Here is an 18,772-nt window from a genome sequence, read left to right as displayed (position 1 = left end):
GGTTCTCACGTACACGGCGGCCGAACACTGCCGCATGCCGCTCAAGCCATGTGCGCGCGCTTTACGCTAGTCCCGAGACGGGAGAAATCGCGTCATTCCTCCGGGGTCGCTGGCGAACTCTCGCGTTTGGGAGCGACCGCACCGACATGCGCCTGCCCCCGCTGCTGCGCCAACCCTACTTGTCGATGCCGCTCGGCATAGGCCGCGCGCTTGGCCGCGCCGCGGGTTCCCGCGCAGGCGGGGCAGGCGACGCCCTCCTCGAACAGCGGCGACGCGCGCTCCTCGGGGGATACGGGCATCCGACACGCGCGGCACAAGGCATGCGTCCCGGGTGCAAGGCCATGGCCGACCGCGACGCGCTCATCGAAGACGAAGCACTCGCCCTCCCAGCGGCTATCTTCCTGCGGCACCTCCTCGAGATATTTCAGGATGCCGCCTTCCAGGTGAAAGACGTCGGTCAGCCCCTCGGCCTTCAGGAAGGCGGTCGATTTCTCGCAGCGAATGCCGCCGGTGCAGAACATCGCGATCCGCTTCCCCTGCAGCTCGGAGCGATGCGCGCGGGCCCAGGCGGGGAAATCGCTGAAACTGTCCGTCTCGGGGTCGATCGCGCCCGCGAAGGTGCCGACCTTGATTTCATAGGCGTTGCGCGTATCTATCACGACGGTGTCCGGCGCTTCGATCAGCGCGTTCCAGTCGGTCGGTTTGACATAGGTTCCGGTCCCACCGAGCGGGTCGATCGCGGGTTCGCCCATCGTCACGATCTCGCGTTTGATGCGCACTTTTATGCGGTGAAACGGCATGGTTTCGGCATAACTTCGCTTGAAAGCGATGTCAGAGCAGTCCGGAAGCGTGCGAATATGCGTCAAAACGGCGTCGATTCCGCCCTCGCTCCCCGCAATCGTCCCGTTGATCCCTTCCGGCGCGAGCAGCAGCGTACCCTTGATCCCCTCCGCTTCGCACACGTCGAGCAATGGCTGGCGCAGCGCCTTCGGGTCAGGGAAACGGGCGAAACGATAGAGCGCGGCGACGTGGATCATGCGCGGGCTTTAATAGGTTTCGCGGGGGTTTGGAATGTTGGTTTGCGGACAAGGAAAGGGCGCCCGGATTGCTCCGGACGCCCTTTCTGTGTGTCCCGTCGTGGCAAAGCCACGCCCTCGGTCCTCGCCTTGGCGCGGCCGGGGCTGCGTCTTAGTAGCTGTAATACATATCGAATTCGACCGGGCTCGGTGTCATTTCCCAGCGCAGCACGTCATGCATCTTCAGCTCGATGTACGATTCGATCTGGTCCTTGGAGAACACGTCGCCCTTCAACAGGAAGTCGTGATCCGCGGCCAGCGCATCGAGTGCCTCGCGGAGCGAACCGCAGACGGTCGGAACCTCGGCGAGTTCTGCCGGGGGCAGGTCGTACAGGTTCTTGTCCATTGCCTCACCCGGGTGGATGCGGTTCTGGATGCCGTCCATGCCGGCCATGAACAGCGCAGCATAGCAGAGGTACGGGTTCGCCATCGCGTCAGGGAAGCGCACTTCGACGCGCTTCGCCTTGGGGCCGGTGCCGTACGGAATGCGGCACGATGCCGAGCGGTTGCGCGCCGAGTAAGCGAGCAGCACCGGCGCTTCATAGCCCGGAACCAGCCGCTTGTAGCTGTTGGTCGTCGGGTTGGTGAAGGCGTTGACCGCCTTGGCATGCTTGATGATGCCGCCGATGAAGAACAGGCACGTCTCCGACAGGCCCGCATAGCCGTTGCCGGCGAAGAGCGGGTTGCCCTTGTCCCAGATCGACAGGTGGGTGTGCATCCCCGAGCCGTTATCTTCCTTGATCGGCTTGGGCATGAAGGTGACCGTCTTGCCATAGGCCTGCGCAACGTTGTGGCAGACATATTTGTAGATCTGCATGCGATCCGCGGTCAGCGTCATCGTGCCGAAGGTCAGGCCCAGCTCATGCTGGCCCGCGGCGACTTCGTGGTGATGCTTGTCGCACGGCAGGCCCATTTCGAGCATGGTCGAGACCATCTCGCCACGGATGTCGACCGCGCTGTCGATCGGCGCGCAGGGGAAATAGCCGCCCTTGGCGCGCGGACGGTGACCGAGGTTGCCGCCTTCATATTCGCGGCCGGTGTTGGTCGGCAGCTCGATATCGTCGATCTTGTAATAGCTGGTCGCGTAGCTGTTCTCGAACTGGACGTTGTCGAACATGAAGAACTCGGCTTCCGGCCCGATGTAGATCGTGTCGCCGATGCCGGTCGTCTTCAGATACGCCTCGGCGCGCTTGGCGGTCGAGCGCGGGTCGCGTGCGTAGAGTTCGCCGGTCGACGGCTCGACGATGTCGCACACCAGGATCAGCATCGGGGTTGCCGAGAACGGATCGGTCCACACGGCGTCCAGATCCGGCATGAGGATCATGTCGGACTCGTTGATCGCCTTCCAGCCCTCGATCGACGACCCGTCGAACATGAACCCGTCGGTCAGCTCGTCTTCGCCAACGACGCCCGCGACCATCGTCAGATGCTGCCACTTGCCCTTGGGATCGGTGAACCGCAGATCGACCCACTCGATCTCCTGGTCCTTGATCATCTTCAGCACGTCGTTTGCGCTGTTGCCTGTCTTAGCCATGTCCCCACGCCCTTTCTGGATACGAAAAAATTGCCCGTTCCGGTCAACCGGATGCGGGACTCGTGTTAAGCCCGGAGCTTTACGCTGTCACAAGATGTTGCGTTGCGTCAAACTCGCATTCCGATCGTTGCGCGATCAGATGGCGTCTTCGTTGCGTTCGCCGGTGCGGATCCGCAACACGGTTTCGACTGGAATCACAAAAATCTTGCCGTCGCCGATCCGTCCGGTCTGCGCGGCCGCGGCGATCGCCTCGACGACCCGATCCGCCAGACCGTCTTCGACGACGACTTCGAGTTTTACCTTGGGGAGGAAATCGACGACATATTCAGCGCCGCGGTACAGCTCGGTATGGCCCTTCTGGCGACCGAACCCCTTGGCCTCGGTGACCGTGATTCCGCTCACTCCGACCTCGTGCAGCGCTTCCTTCACTTCATCGAGCTTGAACGGCTTGATGATCGCTTCGATTTTTTTCACGCTGAATACGCCTCCCGGAATGTCCGTTTACCTTACAATAACCATGCCAGCCGCGCGAGGGGCAGAAATGCGTGGTTTGTCTGGCAATAGCTCCGCAGAGAAGTGCTTAACCCGCGCGCAACTGCCTAGCGTGTGCCCGTTTTTATGGCACGGTTGAGACGTCAGACAGGCAAGCGCCAGTGAAATTGCTGGGTCGCCCGGTCAGTAAGGCGGTCGGTCGAACCCGCCCGGGCTGAGCGTGAAGATCTCGCAACCGTCTTCGGTAATACCGATCGAATGTTCGAACTGCGCCGACAGCGAACGGTCGCGCGTCACGGCGGTCCAACCGTCGTCGAGCAGTTTCACGTCGGCCCGTCCGGTGTTGATCATCGGTTCGATCGTGAAGATCATCCCGGGCTTGAGTTCTGGCCCGGTTCCGGGGCGTCCCGCATGGACAACTTCGGGCGCGTCATGAAACAGTCGCCCGAGTCCGTGCCCGCAGAAATCACGTACGACGCCGTAGCGGTGTTTCTCGGCATGCCGTTGAATCGCATGGCCGATATCGCCGAGGTGATTGCCCGGCTTGGCCTGCTCGATCCCGATCATCAGGCATTCGTAGGTCACGTCGACCAGCCGCTTCGCCTTGATTGGCACGTCGCCGACCAGATACATCCGGCTGCTGTCGCCGTGCCAGCCATCGAGGATCGGGGTAACGTCGACATTGACGATATCGCCCGACTTGAGCGTCTTTTCGCTGGGAATCCCGTGGCATACGACATGGTTGGTCGAGATGCAGCTGGAATGCGTGTAGCCGCGATACCCGAGCGTCGCGGGAATCCCACCGCGATCGACGATGAAGCGGCGGATCATGTCGTCGAGCTCGGCGGTGGCCATGCCCGGCACCATGTGCGGTACGACCATGTCGAGCGTTTCCGCGGCGAGTTGCCCGGCGGCGAGCATGCCGTCGAACGCATCGCGGCCATGGAGCTTGATCGCGCCGGTCCGGCCCATGGGTGCGTCGGCGGTTACGGTTACATATTCGGTCATGACAATCGATATAGCGCCACCGTCCGGGCTTTGCGAGGGGGCGCCGGGGGGCTATGCGGGCGGGATGACGCATCGCATCTGGACAGCCGCACTCGCGGTGATTGGCGACGAGATCCTTTCGGGTCGCACGCAGGACAAGAATGTCGCGCAAATCGCGACCTGGCTCAACGTCCAGGGGATCCGGCTCGCTGAAGTGCGGATCGTCGCGGACAAGACCGAGGCGATCGTCGAAGCCGTCAACATTCTGCGATCGCGCAACGATTACCTGTTCACCACCGGGGGGATCGGCCCGACGCACGACGACATCACGGTCGACGCGATTGCCGAGGCACTGGGAGTCCCGGTCGATTTTCATCCCCAGGCGGTAGCAGTGCTCGAATCGTATTACGCCGAGCGCGGCGGTCTCACCGAAGCGCGCAAGCGGATGGCGCGGGTGCCCGAGGGGGCGAACCTGATTGAAAATCGCATGTCGGGCGCGCCGGGGATCCGGATCGGCAACATCTTCATCATGGCCGGCGTCCCGCACATCACCGCCGGGATGCTCGACGCGCTGACCGGCACGCTCGAAGGCGGGTTGCCGGTACTGTCGCGGACGATCGGCTGCTGGGTTGCCGAAAGCGAGGTGGCCGAGATGTTGCGCACCGCCGAGAAGACACATGAGGGCGTTGCGATCGGCAGTTACCCGTTCTTCCGCGACGGCCGGACTGGCGCCAACTTCGTCGTCCGCGCGACCGACGCGGCGCTGGCCGACCGGTGTATCGCCGATCTTACCGCGGCACTGGAGCAATCAGGCCGCACCGTTGTTAGCGACGGTATCTGAACAGGAGAATGGTCATGAAGCACGTCTCGCCCCTGTTCGCTGTCCCCATGGTTCTGGGCCTTGCGGTGTTGTCGGCCTGTGATCCTGGGGAGAAAGCGGCCACGACCGTCCCAGCGACCACCAAGCCCGATCCGATGGAAGCCAAGATTGACGCCCTGCCGCGTGCGTTGCAGGAAACGACGATGTTCCGCGCAATTCGTGATGGCGGCTACACGTGCCAGAAGATCGTCCGGTTCGAGAAGCATGCGCCGATCGATGGCCATGCCGTGTGGATCGCCGAGTGCGACGATCGCGGACAATATGTCATCACGTTGCAGCCCGGCGGTGTGTTCTGGGTGAGCGGTGTGCCCCAAGCCAAGAAGCCCTGACGCCTGTGAAAATCTGGAAAGTCGCGCTCGCCCTGGGCGGCGTGCCCGTTGCAGTGTCGGCGCAAACCGTTGCCGGGCCGACGGCGACCGAAGCCGCTGCGCCGGACATCGTCGTGTTGGGATCGCCGCTCCCGTTGCCGCCCGGAGTCCCCGCTTACGGATCGGTCACGATCGATCGTTCGCGCCTCACCAGCGATGCGTCGGGCCGGGTGGAGAACGTCCTGTCCGACGTTGCGGGGTTTCAGCAGTTCCGGCGCAGCGACAGCCGGTCGGCCAACCCGTCCGCGCAAGGCGTCACGCTGCGCGCGCTTGGCGGTAATGCGTCGTCGCGCGCCTTGGTGCTGCTCGACGGGGTGCCGCTGGCGGACCCGTTCTTCGGCTACATCCCGTTCAACGCTTTGTCGCCTGACCGCTTGTCGAGCGTGCGGATCACGCGCGGGGGCGGGGCGGGGGCGTTCGGCGCGGGCGCGGTCGCCGGAACGATCGAGCTCGCCAGCGCAACGCGTGCCGATCTCCCGCATGTGGCGGGAAGTGCCTTTTACGGCAGCGACAATGCCGTCGAAACCACCGCGAGCATTTCGCCGGATGTCGGCGCGGGGTATCTAACGGTGGCGGGCCGGTTCGAGCGTGGCGACGGGTTCTTCACGACCCCGGACGCGCAACGCACCGCCGCGACGGTGCGCGCACGTTATCGGGACTGGTCGGGGCAGATGCGCGGCGTGGTGCCGATCGACGCGCAGACCGAGTTGCAGGCGCGAATGGGGGTATTCCGCGACAATCGTACCTTGCGTTTCGCCGGTGCGGACAGCAGTTCCTCGGGGGAGGACGCGAGCGTCCGGGTGATTCATCGCGGCCCGTGGGCGCTCGATGTGCTCGCCTATGTCCAGGCGCGGAACTTCACCAATCGCGTGATTAGCGCGACCACATCGCGGCTGACGCTAGACCAGCGCAACACGCCCGCGACCGGGATCGGCGGCAAGATCGAACTGCGCCCACCGGTGGGGCCGGACCATGTGCTGCGGATCGGCGCAGACGTGCGGTTGGGTGAGGGGACGCTGTACGAGGACGCTTACGCCGCCGGCGGTGCAGTTACGACGCGACGGACTGCGGGCGGCAACACCAGCACCGCCGGGCTTTTCGCGGAGGACGACTGGACGCTCGGGCGGCTGGTGCTGACGGCCGGGGTGCGGGGGGATCGCTGGACGATCACTGACGGCTTCTTCCGCGAACGCACGCGCGCCGGGGCGATCACCACCAACCAGCGGTTCGCCGATCGCGATGGGGTAGAGGCGACCGGCCGCGCCGGTGCTTTGTTCCATGCGAGTGATGCGGTTGCGGTGCGCGCGGCGGGGTACACTGGGTTCCGTCTGCCGACTCTCAACGAATTGTATCGGCCTTTCGTGGTCTTTCCGGTCACCACGCAGGCCAACGCCGGACTCGGGCTCGAGCGGTTGCGTGGGGTCGAAGGCGGGTTTGACGTGGTCCCGTTGCGCGGTGTGTCGATCGGGGTGACGGGGTTCTACAATCGTCTGGAAGGCGCCATCGCCAACGTCACGATCGCGCCCAATTTACGCCAGCGGCAGAATGTCGACGCGATCGTCGCGCGTGGGGTGGAAGTGACTGCGCGAGCGACGCGGGGCCACGTATCGCTCGATGCTTCCTATGCGTTCAGCGACAGCAAGGTCCGGGCATCGGGCGTTTCCGCGCAGCTTGATGGCTATCGTCCGGCGCAAAGCCCGCGGCATACCGCGAGCGCGACGCTTGGATGGCAGGACCGGCGTGGGTTCGGCCTGTCGCTGACCGGGCGACACGTCGGGAAACAGTTTGAGGACGATTTGCAGACCGACATGCTGCCCGCCGCGACGACGCTCGACGGCGTGGTCAGCGTGCCAGTCGGCGCGCGCTGGGCGGTGGTCGCGCGGGGCGAGAACCTGACCGACACCACGATCGTCACGCGGAATGCCGGCGGATCGATCGATCTCGGGACGCCGCGCCGATTGTGGATCGGGGTACGGCTTGGGGGTGACTCCGCGCATCGCTAGCGCCCCGCGCCAGCGTCACGCCGATCTGGAGGTGAGGACTTTGCCGGGGGCGATCTCGTCCGCGCGGGATGCGAGATCGAGCAGATCGCGATGTAGCCGGCCTGCCGCGAACGCGAGCCCGAAGACACGGCCCGATGCTTCGAAATCGAGCGTTGCGGCTTGGGTGCTCTTGCGGAAGGCATCGAGGGCGGCACCGAAACGGCGGTAGCAGGGAGTCGCATCGGCTCGGTCGACGACGGTCCCCGCAGCGAGCGCGGCGGCACAGCGCTTGGCGAGGGATGCGTGCGCGTCGAGCATGGCGGCGGCGGGGGTTGCGAGCGCGGCGATCGCAGCGGGCGGGAGCACTTCGTCGAGCGCGCGGCCGATCAACACCAGGTCGTTGCGAATACGCCATAATGTTCGTGGGACCGAGGCGGGGATCTGATGATCGGCCAGCCGGGTGGCGCGCTCGCGATCCGCATCCTTCATCGCGGCTTCGACGGTGGCAAGCGCCTGTCGCAGCGCGGCATGTTCGGGCGAGGAGGGGAGCGCCGACCCTGTCTCGAGCGCGCGCGCCTGCTCGCCCAGCATGCGGGCGATGTGGCTCAGCACCGTCGCGGTCCGGGCGATGACAAGTCCATGAGATCGCGCCGGAAATACGAACATCGCCGCGAGCACGCCGATGACGCCGCCGATCCCGATTTCGATGATCCGGTCGCGGACGAAATCCTGCACCGGGGCACCGGGCGGCGCGCTGAGCAGCATGATCGCGGCGGTGACGGGGGCGACGCGCAGCCGCGGGCGGACCGCGGCGACGAAGGCGGCGAGCCCGGTGACAATGACCAGCACCAGCCCGACTTCGAGCACGGCCGTTCGCTGCAAGGCGGCGCCTAACCCACCGAGAACGGCGCCAATTAAGGTGCCGAGCAACCGGTCCGTTGCCGCAGTGAGGGTGCCGCCGATCGATCCCTGCATCACGATCAGCACGGTGAAGACCGACCAATAGCCTTCTTGCAGCCCCAGCATCCGGTACGCGGCGAAGGCTGCCGAGGCGCCGACCATCACGCGTGCGACCTGACGCAGGTGCGCGGCGTTGGCCGTGATAGTGCGGCGGAGATGGGAAGCGACGGTCAGCGTATTGCCCTGAAACCCGTGAGAAAAGCGCGCGGAATGACGCCGGTTTCGTGCGTTTGATGTCCGGAATGCGTCAGCACACTGCCGGAAATGGTACGTCCAAGGCAGCTTTTGCTACAGTTTCACGCGCAATTCAACGGGCGCTGTCCTGATATAGTCGATGAACGCACGAAGCGGCGGGGGCACGAGCCGGCGGCTGGAGTGATAGAGGAACGGGCCCGGAAAGGGCTGCCACCAATCTTCCAACACCGGCTCCAACGCGCCGCTTGTGATATATGGGCGGAGCCAGCCTTCGAACAAGTGGATCACGCCAACGCCCGCGATCGCCGCCTCCACCCCCAGTTCGATGGCACCGCTAATGCCGACGGTGAGGCGGGGCTGCGGCTCGATCAGGACGACCGCTCCGTCCTGTTCGAATTCCCATGGCGAGGTCAGGCGACCGCTGGCGAACCGGCCAAGGATACAGGGGTGTTGCAGCAGGTCGCGCGGATGTTGCGGGCGGCCATGCCGGTCGAGGTGCGCCGGTGCCGCGGCGGTCGCGAAGCGCTGGATGCGCGGACCGATCGGTAGCGCGATCATGTCCTGCTCAAGCCGCTCGTCGTAGCGGATACCGGCGTCGCAACCCGACGCAAGGACGTCCACGAACCCGTCTTCGGCGACGATCTCGACCTTCACGCCGGGATGCGCGGCAAGGAAACCGGGGAGGATCGCCGGGAGCACCAGCTTGGCGGCGCTGACCGGGACGTTCAGCCGCAGCATCCCCGTCACGCCGTCGCGCAGATCGTCGACCGCACCCAGCGCCGCCTCGACCTCCTGCAGCGCCGGGCCCAGCCGCTCCATCAAACGCGCGCCCGCCTCGGTCGGGGTCACGCTGCGCGTGGTGCGGTGTAGCAGGCGGACGCCGAGCGACGCCTCGAGCCGACGGACGGCTTCGCTCAGCGTGGAAGCGCTGGCCCCCGCCGTGCGCGACGCCTCGCGAAAGCCGCGCGCGCGCGCGACCGCGAGGAAAGCGTTCAAATCGGCAAGATCGGGCGTCATTGTTCGATTTTCCGCACAGCCTGTGCAGATCATGCCGGATTATCGCGGTGATCGCCAAGGCTTAAATCCGGTAGCGAAGGAGACGAACCATGCAGACCATCACGCAAGCCGGCAGCTTCAACCTTGGCGACCGTACCGTCCAGCGAATGGGCTATGGCGCAATGCAACTCGCGGGGCCGCATGTCTTCGGGCCGCCGAAAGACCGGCATGCGGCGATTGCGGTGCTGCGCGACGCGGTGGCCGCGGGCGTGAACCATATCGACACCAGCGACTTTTACGGGCCGCACGTCGTCAACCAGCTCATCCGCGAAGCGCTATCGCCCTATCCGGCGGATCTCGTTCTCGTGACCAAGGTCGGCGCGGTGCGCGGCGATGATGCCTCGTGGAACATCGCGGCATCCCCGGACGCGTTGCGGCGTGCGGTCGAGGACAATCTGCGCAACCTGGGGCTGGAAACGCTGGAGGTGGTCAACTTCCGCTGCATGCTGGGCGGTGCCGGCGGGGTGACCGAAGGGTCGATCGCCGAGCCGTTCGCCGCGCTGGCGCGGATGCGCGAGGAGGGACTGATTCGGCACCTTGGCGTCAGCAACGTCACGGCCGCGCAAGTTGCGGAAGCGCGCGCGATCGCCCCGATCGCGTGCGTCCAGAACCAGTATAACCTCGCGCATCGGGAGGACGACGCGCTGATCGATATGCTGGCGGCGGAGGGGATCGCTTATGTGCCGTTTTTCCCGCTGGGGGGCTTCAGCCTGTTGCAGTCGACCGCCCTGGACACGGTGGCGCGCGGGCTGGATGCCACACCGATGCAGGTCGCCCTCGCGTGGTTGCTGCACCGGTCGCCAAACATCCTGCTGATCCCCGGCACGTCGTCGGTCAGCCACCTGCGCGAGAATATGGCGGCCACCTCCCTGACTTTGCCGGACGCAGCGTTGGCCGCGCTCGACGAAATCGGGAAGTAACGCCTTAGAACGTGGCCGCCGGTAAGGTCTGGCGGGTTTCGCTGCCCAGCGTGGTTGCCGAGCTTCCGAGCGCGAAGCGATAGGTGCCCGCGTCACGGTGCCACTTGCCCGCGCGCCATTCGCTCAACAGGCGCGCGTCGATCGGCACCTCGACCGTGCGACGCTCGCCGGGTTCCAGATCCAGTTTGGCAAACCCGACGAGCCGCCGCACGTCGCCCTTCGGCGTTCCGACCAGATAGACCTGACCGACATCGGCACCCGCGCGTTTGCCGGTGTTGGTGATGGTGACTTTCGCGGTTGGATGGGCGCCGCCGGTGACCACCAGCGGACCATGCTCGAACTGCGTGTAGCTGAGACCGAAACCGAACGGGAACAACGGCTTGGCGCCTGTTCGTGCGAACCAGCGATAGCCGACGTCGGCACCTTCGATGTCGTAGTTGATCGTCAGCGTCTGGCCGGGCTTGCCCTTGCCCATGAAGTCGGGCTCCACCGTGCCGGTGCCCGGCAACGCCGGCCGCGGAAGCTGCGCGACCGAGGCGGGGAAGGTCACCGGCAGGCGACCCGAGGGATTGACGTCCCCGAACAGGATATTGGCGATCGCCTCGCCGCCGCGCGCGCCGGGATACCACGCCTCGATCACCGCGGCGGTCTGGTCGAGCCACGGCATCGCCACTTGGCTCCCGGTTTCCAGCACGACGATCGTGTTGGGATTGGCGGCGGCGACGGCGGCGATCAACGCATCCTGTCCTTCCGGCAGCGACAGGTCGGGGGCGTCGAGCCCCTCGGTCATCCATTGTGTCGCGAACACGATCGCGACGTCCGCCTGCCGCGCCGCCTGCACGGCATCGGCGATGTAGCGGCCGTTGCGGAACACGACGTCGGCCTTTGGCGCGTGCGCCTTGATCGCCGCGAGCGGAGAGGAGGCGTGATAGGATTGCGCGAGCAACGCGGCGAAGGGGCCGCCGATCGTCGGGATCGCGACTGCCGGCCCGCCCGGCCCCTGGGTTTGCGACGATCCGCCGCCCGAGAGAACGCCGCTGTCGGCATAGCCGCCGATCACCGCGATCCGGCTGGCCTTCGCGCTCAACGGCAGCGCATCGCCACGGTTGCGCAACAGCACGATCCCCTGTTCGGCGACATCCTGCGCGACCCGCGCGCCGGCGGCGAAATCGATCGCGGTCTTGACCGGCGGGTTGGTGTCCACGCCGACCGCGAACATCGTCCGCAGGATCCGCCGGTTCATGTCCGCAAGCCGCGTTGCATAGCGCGGGTCGCGCGCTGCCGCCGCGCGCAGATCCTCCGCGAAATAGAGTTTGTCGTCGAGCTGCGACCCGGATTGCTGGTCGAGCCCGTTGAGCGCGAAATCGAGCCCGTGGACGGCGCCCCAGTCCGACATGACGAACCCCTTATAGCCCCAGTCCCGCTTGAGCACGCCGTTGAGCAGCGCATCGTTGCCACAGGCGGACTGCCCGTTGACTCGGTTGTAGGCGCACATCACCGACCCCGGATTGCCGCGTTCGATCGCGATCTGGAAGGCGAGCAGGTCGCTCATCCGCAGCGCCGCGTCGCCGATCACCGCGTCGTGGAACTGGCGACCGGTTTCGACCGCGTTGATCGCGAAATGCTTGACGGTGGAAATGACGTGGCGGGACTGGATGCCCGCGATGGCGGCGCCGCCGAGCAGGCCCGAGTGGAGCGGATCCTCGCCGAGATATTCGAAGTTGCGCCCCCCGCGCGGATCGCGGACGAGGTTGATCCCTCCGGCGAGCAGGACGTTGAACCCCTTGGCATGCGCTTCGTTCGCGATCGTCTCGCCGCCATGCGCCATCAGCGCGGGATCCCAGGTTGCGCCCATCGCCAGACCCGATGGCAGCGCCGTCGCGCCGTCCTTGCGGATACCACCGACATAGGCGACCCCCAGGCTTGCATCGGTTTCGCTGAGCGCAGGGACATTGAGCCGCGGGATACCCGAGACATAGCCAGCCCCGAGCACGACACCCTGCGGGATCGTGATGGGACCGAACGGGAGCGCCATGATCCCGTTGGTGAGAATGACATGTTCGGCGGGGGTCATCTGTCGCTCGATCGCCGCCGCGCGAGTGTCCGGATCGCTCGCGCGCGCCGTTTGCGCGGCAAGCGGCGATCCCGCCGTCAGGAGCGTCGCCGCGAGCATGATGCCGCCGACTCGTCCGTGTGCTGCGCGGTTCTTCATGCTGCTCTCCCCCGTTTCGAAACAGTATCGATCGTGGCGGCGCGTAAGAAAAGTAAAGTCTTTGCATGGATCGATCAGCGTAGCGTATCGATCCGACGCAAGGAGAGAAACGATGCCGCGGACCCCAAGCCTTTCCAGTTTGCGGCTGTTCCTGCAGGTCGCGCAAACGTGCAGTTTCAGCGAGACCGCGCGGCTCGCCAACCTTTCCCAGCCAGCGCTCAGCCGGACGATCAAGCTGCTGGAGGAAGACCTGGGCGTGCGGCTGTTCGACCGCAACTCGCGCAACGTCGCGCTGACCGCGGCGGGTGCGGCGCTGATGCCGACGGTGGAGCGGCTCGCGGGGGATTTCGATCTCGCGTTCCAGGCATTGCGGCAGACGTTCGCGGGGCAGCGCGGGCGCGTCATCGTCGGCGCGCTGCCATCCGCCGCCGCGCATGTCCTGCCCGCGATCATCGCCGGGTTCCGGCAGAGCCACCCGCACGTCGAGATCATCCTGCGCGACAATCTGTCGGGGGCGCTGTACCAGCAGATGATCGACCGGATGATCGACTTCGCGATCACCACGCCCCCCGATATCGACAACGGGTTCCGGTTCGATCCGCTGATGGACGACGAATGCGTTCTGGTGTGCCGGCACGAAGATGCCGCCGCCATGCCCGCGCCCGTCGCGTGGAGCGTGTTCGGCGATCATCCCTTCATTGCGATGGCACCGCGCAGCAGCGTGCGGCTGTTGACGGACACCGCCTTCGCCAAGACCGATCTGGCGGTGCGCCCGTTGTACGAATGCGCGCAGCTCGCCACGGTCGGTGGCCTGGTATCGGCGGGATTGGGGATCACGCTGCTGCCCAAGTCGACCTTGCCGCTTCTCGGCGTGGCGGGCGATGTCGCCTGGCGGACGATGGCGCCGCCGCGGATTTCGCGTGCGATCGGGGTGGCGCGGCTCGACAAGCGCACGCCGTCCCCGGCGGCGGCGGCGTTCCTGGAAGCGGTCATGGCGCATGCGGCGAACGATGCGCGTAGCTGATCGATCTATCAGATAAGTCTAATTGCTGGATAAATCTTCTGCGGGCATGGTGTCGGCAAGATTGAACAGAAGTGCGGACAGGAGGGGATCATGCTGGCTATCGTCGCCGCCGCGACCATTCTGTCGTTGCTTGCCGTCATCCTGTCCAACCGCGTTTCGCCGCTTGCCGCGTTGATCCTCATTCCCATTCTGGGGGCGGTCGCGGCGGGGATGGCGCCGGGCATTCCCGGCTATATCGTCGCGGGACTGACCAAGATCGCGCCCGTTGCGGGGATGTTCGTGTTCGCGATCCTGTTCTTCGGGATCATGACCGATGCGGGGCTGCTCGCGCCGCTGGTCAACGGCGTGTTGCGGCTGGTCGGCGAGCGTCCGTCGCGGATCACGGTTGGTACGGCGGCGCTGGCGTTGCTGATCCATCTCGACGGCTCGGGCGCGGTTTGCTTTCTGGTGACGATCCCGGCGCTGCGCCCGCTGTACGACCGGCTCGGCATGGACCGGCGCGTGCTGGCGTGCACCGCGTCGATGGCGGCGGGCGTCAACTTTTTGCCGTGGACCGGGCCGACACTCCGCGCAGGCGCCGCGTTGAAGCTGCCGGTCGCGACGATCTTTACCCCGATGATCGGCGTGCAGCTGGTCGGCCTCGGTTTCGTCTTCGCTGCTTCGTGGTGGCTGGGTATTCGCGAGGAGCGGCGGCTCGCGGTGGAACGGCGGGGTCCGGTTTCCGGTGATCGCCTTGCCGTCACGACGGCCGTGCCGAGCGCCGCCGAACAGGCATTGCGGCGCCCGCGGCTGTACTGGGTCAACGTGCTGATCACGCTGGTCGTCGTCGTCACGATGGTGGCGGGGCTGATGGAGCCGGTGGTGGTGTTCATGGCCGGCACCGCGCTGGCGCTGATCCTCAATTATCCGACCGCGGCGGAGCAGCGCGAACGGATCGACGCGCATGCCCGCGCTGCTCTCATGATGGCGGGGATCTTGTTCGCGGCGGGCGCCTTTACCGGGATCATGGCGGGGTCGGGGATGATCAAGGCGCTGGCGCAGGCGTCGGTCGCGCATGTCCCCGATGCGATCGGGCCACGTATTCCGGTGCTGCTCGGGTTGCTGTCGATGCCGCTCAGCCTGCTGTTCGATCCGGACAGCTTCTATTTTGGCGTGCTGCCGGTCATCGCCGAAGTGGCGGGGCATTTCGGTGTTCCGGCGGTGCAGGTCGCGCAGGCCGCGCTGCTCGGGCAGATGACGACGGGCTTTCCGGTCAGTCCGCTGACGCCTGCGACCTTCCTGGTGGCGGGGCTGAGCGGGATCGAGCTCGGCGCGCATCAGCGGTTTTCCATTCCCTGGCTGTTTGCCGCTTCGGTGGTGATGACGATCGCCGCTCTTCTGTTCGGAATCTTTGCCTTATGACCGGCCGAACCATCCGTATCGGGGCGGGCGCAGGATTTTCGGGCGACCGGATCGAACCGGCGCTCGAACTGGTCGAGCACGGTGCGCTCGATTACCTCGCGTTCGAATGCCTTGCCGAACGGACGATCGCGCTGGCGCAGGCGGCGCGGCGAGTCGATCCCGCGGTCGGGTTCGATCCGCTGCTGGAAAGCCGGATGCGCGCGGTGCTGCCGGCGGCGCGCTCGCGTGGGGTGAAGATCGTCACCAACATGGGGGCGGCCAACCCGTTGGGCGCGGCGCGGCTCGTCACGCGGATCGCGCGCGAGCTGGGGCTGCACGGGGTACGGATCGCGGCGGTGCTGGGGGACGACGTGCTCGATATCGTCCGGTCGGATCGCTTCCCGCTGGTCGACCGCGCGGGGACGAGCCGCGATATCGAGCCGGGGATGGTCTCGGCCAACGCCTATCTCGGCGCGGAGGGGATCGTCGCGGCGCTTGCCGGGGACGCGGACGTGGTGATCACGGGGCGGGTCGGCGATCCGGCGTTGTTCCTCGGTCCGCTGATCCACGGCTTCGGTTGGGCGATGGACGATTGGGACCGGCTCGGGCGCGGGACGGTGGTCGGGCATCTGCTCGAATGTGCGGGGCAGGTGACGGGGGGCTATTTCGCCGATCCGGGCGTCAAGGACGTGCCGGGGCTGGCGCGGCTGGGCTTCCCCTTCGCGGACGTGCGCGAGGACGGGACGGCGGTGCTGGGCAAGGTCGCTGGATCGGGCGGGTGTCTGTCGGTGGCGACGTGCAAGGAACAGTTGCTGTACGAGATCCTCGATCCTGCCGCTTATCTGCAGGCCGATGTCGTCGCCGATTTCCGGACTGTGGCCTTCGAACAACTCGGCGCGGACCGGGTCGCGGTGCGCGGGGGGACCGGTCGTGCCCGACCGGATACGCTCAAGGTGTCGATCGGCTATGAGGATGGTTTCGTCGGGGAGGGGCAGATCTCCTATGCTGGTCCGGGCGCGGTGGCGCGCGGTCGGTTGGCACTGGCGATCGTCGAGGAGCGGTTGCGACTGACCGGGGTGCCGGTCAGCGACCTGCGGACCGAACTGATCGGGGTCGACTCGATCGACCGGACCGGTCGGCAGGCCGGAAACGAACCGCGCGAGGTGCGCGCGCGGGTCGCCGGGCGCGCACCGACCCGCGCCGCCGCCGAACGGATCGGCGCCGAGGTCGAGGCCCTGTACACCAACGGGCCGTTTGGCGGCGGTGGCGCGGTCGCGGCGGTGCGCGACGTGCTCGCGGTCGCGTCCACGTTGATCGACCGTGCGCGCGTGTCGCCGACCGTTCACTACGAGGTGGCGTGACATGATCCTCCGTGACATCGCGCATCTGAGGACCGGCGACAAAGGCGACATTTCGCAGATCGCGATCTTCGCGCATGCCGCCGAAGACTATGACCTGCTCGTGCGCTGCGTGACGGCAGAGCGGATCGTCGCGCATTTCGCCGATCTGCCGATCCGCGCCATCCGCCGCTATGAGTTGCCCGGAATCGGCGCGCTCAATTTCGTACTGGAAGGCGCGCTGCGCGGCGGCGTCACGCGCTCGCTCGCGCTGGATGCGCACGGCAAGACGCTGGGCGCGCAACTGCTCGATCTGGTGATCGACCCATTTTGAAAGGTTCGCTCATGCGACGGTCCGTGCTTCTTGCCGCCGGTTCCCTGCTGTCCGCCGTGTTGGTCGATCCCGCGCTCGCGCGGCTCGAACGCGTCCGGATCGACAGCGTCACGCCCGCGCCGCCGCCCGCGAAAGCCGGGGCGCTGCGCTACGAGATCGTGCGCGGCCAGTTCTTCGGGTCGCTCGATCCGGCGGACCCGCATAACGGGATCATCACCGATATCGCGGCCGCGACCCGCGATGCGCGGGGTCGCGTCGGCTATTCGGCGACCTTCGCGATCGCACGACCGATCGACCGGGCCAAGGCGAGCGGCGTGCTGTTCTACGACGTTCCCAACCGGGGCGGCTGGCCGATCGCCGCCGATCCGGATGGGCATGTCCGGGTCATCAGCGGGTGGCAGGGCGACTTGCCCGCCGGACCGGACGTCCAGCGCGCGACCGTACCGGTGGCGCATGGGCCGGGCGGCAGCCCGTTGACCGGGCCCGTCCTCGCGCGGTTCATCGACATGCCGGCGGGGGCGCGGACGATCGCGATCACCGGCAGTATCGGCAAGCCGACCGCGCGGCCCGTGCCGGTGTCGCTCGATACCAGGCAAGCGCGGCTGTTCCGACAAAGCGCGGACACCGCCGCCCCGGTCGACATCGCGCCGGGCGACTGGGCGTTTGCGGATTGCAACGCGCAGCCTTTCCCCGGACGGCCCGATCCGGCCAAGCTGTGCGTGCGCGGCGGGTTCGATCCGGCGTTCGCCTACACGCTGGTGTATCAGGGCAAGGATCCGCTGGTGCAGGGGGTAGGGTTCGCCGCGACGCGCGATCTGGTCGCGTATCTGCGCGGCGGCAAACCCGATGACGTCGGCACGCCCAACCCGGCGGGGGCGATCCGCTGGACGGTTGCCAGCGGGACGTCGCAATCGGGCAATTTCCTCAAGAGCTTCATCAATTTGGGGTTCAATGCGGATGAGCGCGGGCACCGCGTGTTCGATGGGGTCAATCCCAACATCGCCGCACGACAAGTTCCGCTCAACCTGCGCTTCGCGGTCCCGGGCGGCGCGGCGACGCTGTACGAACCCGGCAGCGAAGGAACGCTGTGGTGGGGGCGCTATGACGATGTGGCACGCGGGCGGGGAACGAGCAGCCTGCTCGACCGGTGCGGCGCGAGCAACACCTGCCCCAAGGTGATCGAGACGTTCGGATCGGCCGAATTCTGGGGCCTGCGGATGTCGCCCGGGCTGATCGGCACCGACGCGAAGGCCGACCTGCCGCTGCCGGGCAACGTCCGGCGTTACTATTTCCCGAGCGTCACACACGGCGGATCGTACACCGGGGGCTTCCCGACGGTAGGGGACAAGGGGCTGGCGATTTGTGCATTGCCGGGTAATCCCAACCCGTCGATCGACAGCTTGCGCGCGGCGCAGGCGATGCTCGTTTCGTGGGTCCGTTCCGGCAAGGCGCCACCGCCGAGCCGCTATCCGACACTGAAGGCGGGGGATCTGGTGGAGGCCAATGCCGCGGCGATGGGGTTCCCATCCTGGCCCGGTGCGCCGTCACCCGACGGCAAGCTCAACGTCTTTCTCGATTACGACATGGGCAACGCCTTTCGCTATCACGACATCAGCGGCGTGATCACGCCCCAGCCGCCGACGGTGCGCGGGACGATCCCGTCGCGCGTCCCGCGGGTCAACGCGGATGGCAATGAAACGTCGGGCGTCCCATCGGTCCAGTTGCAGGTTCCGCTCGGCAGCTATCTCGGCTGGAACGGGCAGGCGACGGGTTTTGGAAAAGGCGGCGGCTGCGGCTTTTTCGGCGGCTTCGTGCCGTTCGCACGAACCAAGGCCGAGCGTCTGGCGGCGCACGATCCGCGACCCTCGCTCGAGGAACGCTATCGCGACCATGCGGGCTTCGTCACGCAAGTCCGCAGCGTCGTTGCCCGGCAACAGGCCGAGGGCTGGCTGCGCGACGAGGATGCCGCGCGGCTGGTCGAGCAGGCGCAGGCGAGCAAGGTTCTGACGGACTAGAGGATTGATCAGTCAAACGG

16 protein-coding genes are annotated in these 18,772 nt (G+C 66.5%); 9 read left to right on the top strand and 7 right to left on the bottom strand.

All coding sequences use genetic code 11. The annotated features are described in order from the left end of the window. Positions 1-92: 92 nt before the first annotated feature. The 4 genes from trhO to map all read right to left on the bottom strand — a co-directional run bounded on the left by trhO (position 93) and on the right by map (position 4,110). A complete protein-coding gene (gene trhO, locus ABIC16_RS14320) occupies positions 93-1,037 on the bottom strand; it encodes an oxygen-dependent tRNA uridine(34) hydroxylase TrhO (protein ID WP_354291603.1) in 945 nt (314 codons plus the stop codon). 151 nt (positions 1,038-1,188) lie between these two features. Continuing rightward, positions 1,189-2,610 (bottom strand): type I glutamate--ammonia ligase, encoded by a 1,422-nt coding sequence (gene glnA, locus ABIC16_RS14315; RefSeq protein ID WP_354291602.1) that lies wholly within the window; start codon positions 2,608-2,610, stop codon positions 1,189-1,191. 135 nt (positions 2,611-2,745) lie between these two features. After that, the gene (locus ABIC16_RS14310; protein ID WP_277968606.1) at positions 2,746-3,084 is read right to left on the bottom strand and encodes a P-II family nitrogen regulator; all 339 of its coding nucleotides are present in this window, start codon (positions 3,082-3,084) and stop codon (positions 2,746-2,748) included. A gap of 201 nt (positions 3,085-3,285) precedes the next feature. Further along, the gene (map, locus tag ABIC16_RS14305; RefSeq protein WP_354291601.1) at positions 3,286-4,110 is read right to left on the bottom strand and encodes a type I methionyl aminopeptidase; all 825 of its coding nucleotides are present in this window, start codon (positions 4,108-4,110) and stop codon (positions 3,286-3,288) included. A 64-nt stretch (positions 4,111-4,174) separates the two neighbouring features. On the opposite strand from map, the gene ABIC16_RS14300 reads away from it, so the two are divergent. Genes ABIC16_RS14300 through ABIC16_RS14290 form a run of 3 tightly spaced genes read left to right on the top strand, consistent with a single transcriptional unit; the run spans position 4,175 to position 7,340 of the window. After that, on the top strand, positions 4,175-4,930 hold the full coding sequence (locus ABIC16_RS14300) for a competence/damage-inducible protein A (protein ID WP_354292341.1): 756 nt from the start codon (positions 4,175-4,177) through the stop codon (positions 4,928-4,930). A 14-nt stretch (positions 4,931-4,944) separates the two neighbouring features. Further along, on the top strand, positions 4,945-5,298 hold the full coding sequence (locus tag ABIC16_RS14295) for a hypothetical protein (protein ID WP_354291600.1): 354 nt from the start codon (positions 4,945-4,947) through the stop codon (positions 5,296-5,298). 41 nt (positions 5,299-5,339) lie between these two features. Continuing rightward, complete coding sequence (locus tag ABIC16_RS14290; RefSeq protein ID WP_354292340.1) at positions 5,340-7,340, top strand: TonB-dependent receptor plug domain-containing protein; 2,001 nt, start codon at positions 5,340-5,342, stop codon at positions 7,338-7,340. 15 nt (positions 7,341-7,355) lie between these two features. Here the strand turns inward: ABIC16_RS14290 and ABIC16_RS14285 are convergent, their stop codons facing one another. After that, entirely contained in the window at positions 7,356-8,381 is a 1,026-nt protein-coding gene (locus ABIC16_RS14285; RefSeq protein WP_354292339.1) for an FUSC family protein, read from the bottom strand. A 186-nt stretch (positions 8,382-8,567) separates the two neighbouring features. Next, positions 8,568-9,491 (bottom strand): LysR family transcriptional regulator, encoded by a 924-nt coding sequence (locus ABIC16_RS14280; protein WP_354291599.1) that lies wholly within the window; start codon positions 9,489-9,491, stop codon positions 8,568-8,570. An 89-nt stretch (positions 9,492-9,580) separates the two neighbouring features. Here ABIC16_RS14280 and ABIC16_RS14275 point away from each other — a divergent pair, with 89 nt between their 5' ends. After that, complete coding sequence (locus ABIC16_RS14275) at positions 9,581-10,450, top strand: aldo/keto reductase family oxidoreductase (protein WP_354291598.1); 870 nt, start codon at positions 9,581-9,583, stop codon at positions 10,448-10,450. 4 nt (positions 10,451-10,454) lie between these two features. On the opposite strand, the gene ABIC16_RS14270 is transcribed toward ABIC16_RS14275, so the two are convergent. Beyond that, the gene (locus ABIC16_RS14270; RefSeq protein ID WP_354291597.1) at positions 10,455-12,662 is read right to left on the bottom strand and encodes a beta-glucosidase family protein; all 2,208 of its coding nucleotides are present in this window, start codon (positions 12,660-12,662) and stop codon (positions 10,455-10,457) included. 112 nt (positions 12,663-12,774) lie between these two features. On the opposite strand from ABIC16_RS14270, the gene ABIC16_RS14265 reads away from it, so the two are divergent. The 5 genes from ABIC16_RS14265 (at position 12,775) to ABIC16_RS14245 (ending at position 18,752) form a co-directional block, all read left to right on the top strand. Then, positions 12,775-13,686 carry a LysR family transcriptional regulator gene (locus ABIC16_RS14265; RefSeq protein WP_354291596.1) on the top strand — a complete coding sequence of 304 codons (912 nt, stop codon included), beginning with the start codon at positions 12,775-12,777 and terminating at the stop codon, positions 13,684-13,686. Between the two features lie 90 nt (positions 13,687-13,776). Next, entirely contained in the window at positions 13,777-15,087 is a 1,311-nt protein-coding gene (locus ABIC16_RS14260) for a CitMHS family transporter (protein ID WP_277968599.1), read from the top strand. Further along, positions 15,084-16,427 (top strand): acyclic terpene utilization AtuA family protein, encoded by a 1,344-nt coding sequence (locus ABIC16_RS14255; protein WP_354291595.1) that lies wholly within the window; start codon positions 15,084-15,086, stop codon positions 16,425-16,427. The genes ABIC16_RS14260 and ABIC16_RS14255 overlap by 4 nt, the downstream gene beginning before the upstream one ends. 1 nt (position 16,428) lies before the next feature. Then, entirely contained in the window at positions 16,429-16,737 is a 309-nt protein-coding gene (locus ABIC16_RS14250; protein WP_354291594.1) for an AtuA-related protein, read from the top strand. Positions 16,738-16,748: 11 nt separating this feature from the next. Next, positions 16,749-18,752, top strand: a complete 2,004-nt coding sequence (locus tag ABIC16_RS14245; protein ID WP_354291593.1) for an alpha/beta hydrolase domain-containing protein — start codon at positions 16,749-16,751, stop codon at positions 18,750-18,752. The last annotated feature ends 20 nt before the right edge of the window (positions 18,753-18,772 follow it).

Origin of the sequence: Sphingomonas sp. PvP055, from assembly GCF_040546365.1 — a bacterium.
GTDB classification, from domain to species: domain Bacteria; phylum Pseudomonadota; class Alphaproteobacteria; order Sphingomonadales; family Sphingomonadaceae; genus Sphingomonas; species Sphingomonas echinoides_A.
Note: the sequence above shows the minus strand (reverse complement) of the source record. Positions and strands in the feature narration are given on the sequence as shown.

Bases quoted from the DNA above. Each gene is read 5' to 3' on its own strand.
- trhO (WP_354291603.1), bottom strand. From the start codon at position 1,037: ATGATCCACGTCGCCGCGCTCTATCGTTTCGCCCGTTTCCCTGACCCG.
- glnA (WP_354291602.1), bottom strand. From the start codon at position 2,610: ATGGCTAAGACAGGCAACAGCGCAAACGACGTGCTGAAGATGATCAAG.
- map (WP_354291601.1), bottom strand. From the start codon at position 4,110: ATGACCGAATATGTAACCGTAACCGCCGACGCACCCATGGGCCGGACC.
- ABIC16_RS14300 (WP_354292341.1), top strand. From the start codon at position 4,175: ATGACGCATCGCATCTGGACAGCCGCACTCGCGGTGATTGGCGACGAG.
- ABIC16_RS14295 (WP_354291600.1), top strand. From the start codon at position 4,945: ATGAAGCACGTCTCGCCCCTGTTCGCTGTCCCCATGGTTCTGGGCCTT.
- ABIC16_RS14285 (WP_354292339.1), bottom strand. From the start codon at position 8,381: ATGGTCGGCGCCTCGGCAGCCTTCGCCGCGTACCGGATGCTGGGGCTG.
- ABIC16_RS14280 (WP_354291599.1), bottom strand. From the start codon at position 9,491: ATGACGCCCGATCTTGCCGATTTGAACGCTTTCCTCGCGGTCGCGCGC.
- ABIC16_RS14275 (WP_354291598.1), top strand. From the start codon at position 9,581: ATGCAGACCATCACGCAAGCCGGCAGCTTCAACCTTGGCGACCGTACC.
- ABIC16_RS14270 (WP_354291597.1), bottom strand. From the start codon at position 12,662: ATGAAGAACCGCGCAGCACACGGACGAGTCGGCGGCATCATGCTCGCG.
- ABIC16_RS14265 (WP_354291596.1), top strand. From the start codon at position 12,775: ATGCCGCGGACCCCAAGCCTTTCCAGTTTGCGGCTGTTCCTGCAGGTC.
- ABIC16_RS14260 (WP_277968599.1), top strand. From the start codon at position 13,777: ATGCTGGCTATCGTCGCCGCCGCGACCATTCTGTCGTTGCTTGCCGTC.
- ABIC16_RS14255 (WP_354291595.1), top strand. From the start codon at position 15,084: ATGACCGGCCGAACCATCCGTATCGGGGCGGGCGCAGGATTTTCGGGC.
- ABIC16_RS14250 (WP_354291594.1), top strand. From the start codon at position 16,429: ATGATCCTCCGTGACATCGCGCATCTGAGGACCGGCGACAAAGGCGAC.
- ABIC16_RS14245 (WP_354291593.1), top strand. From the start codon at position 16,749: ATGCGACGGTCCGTGCTTCTTGCCGCCGGTTCCCTGCTGTCCGCCGTG.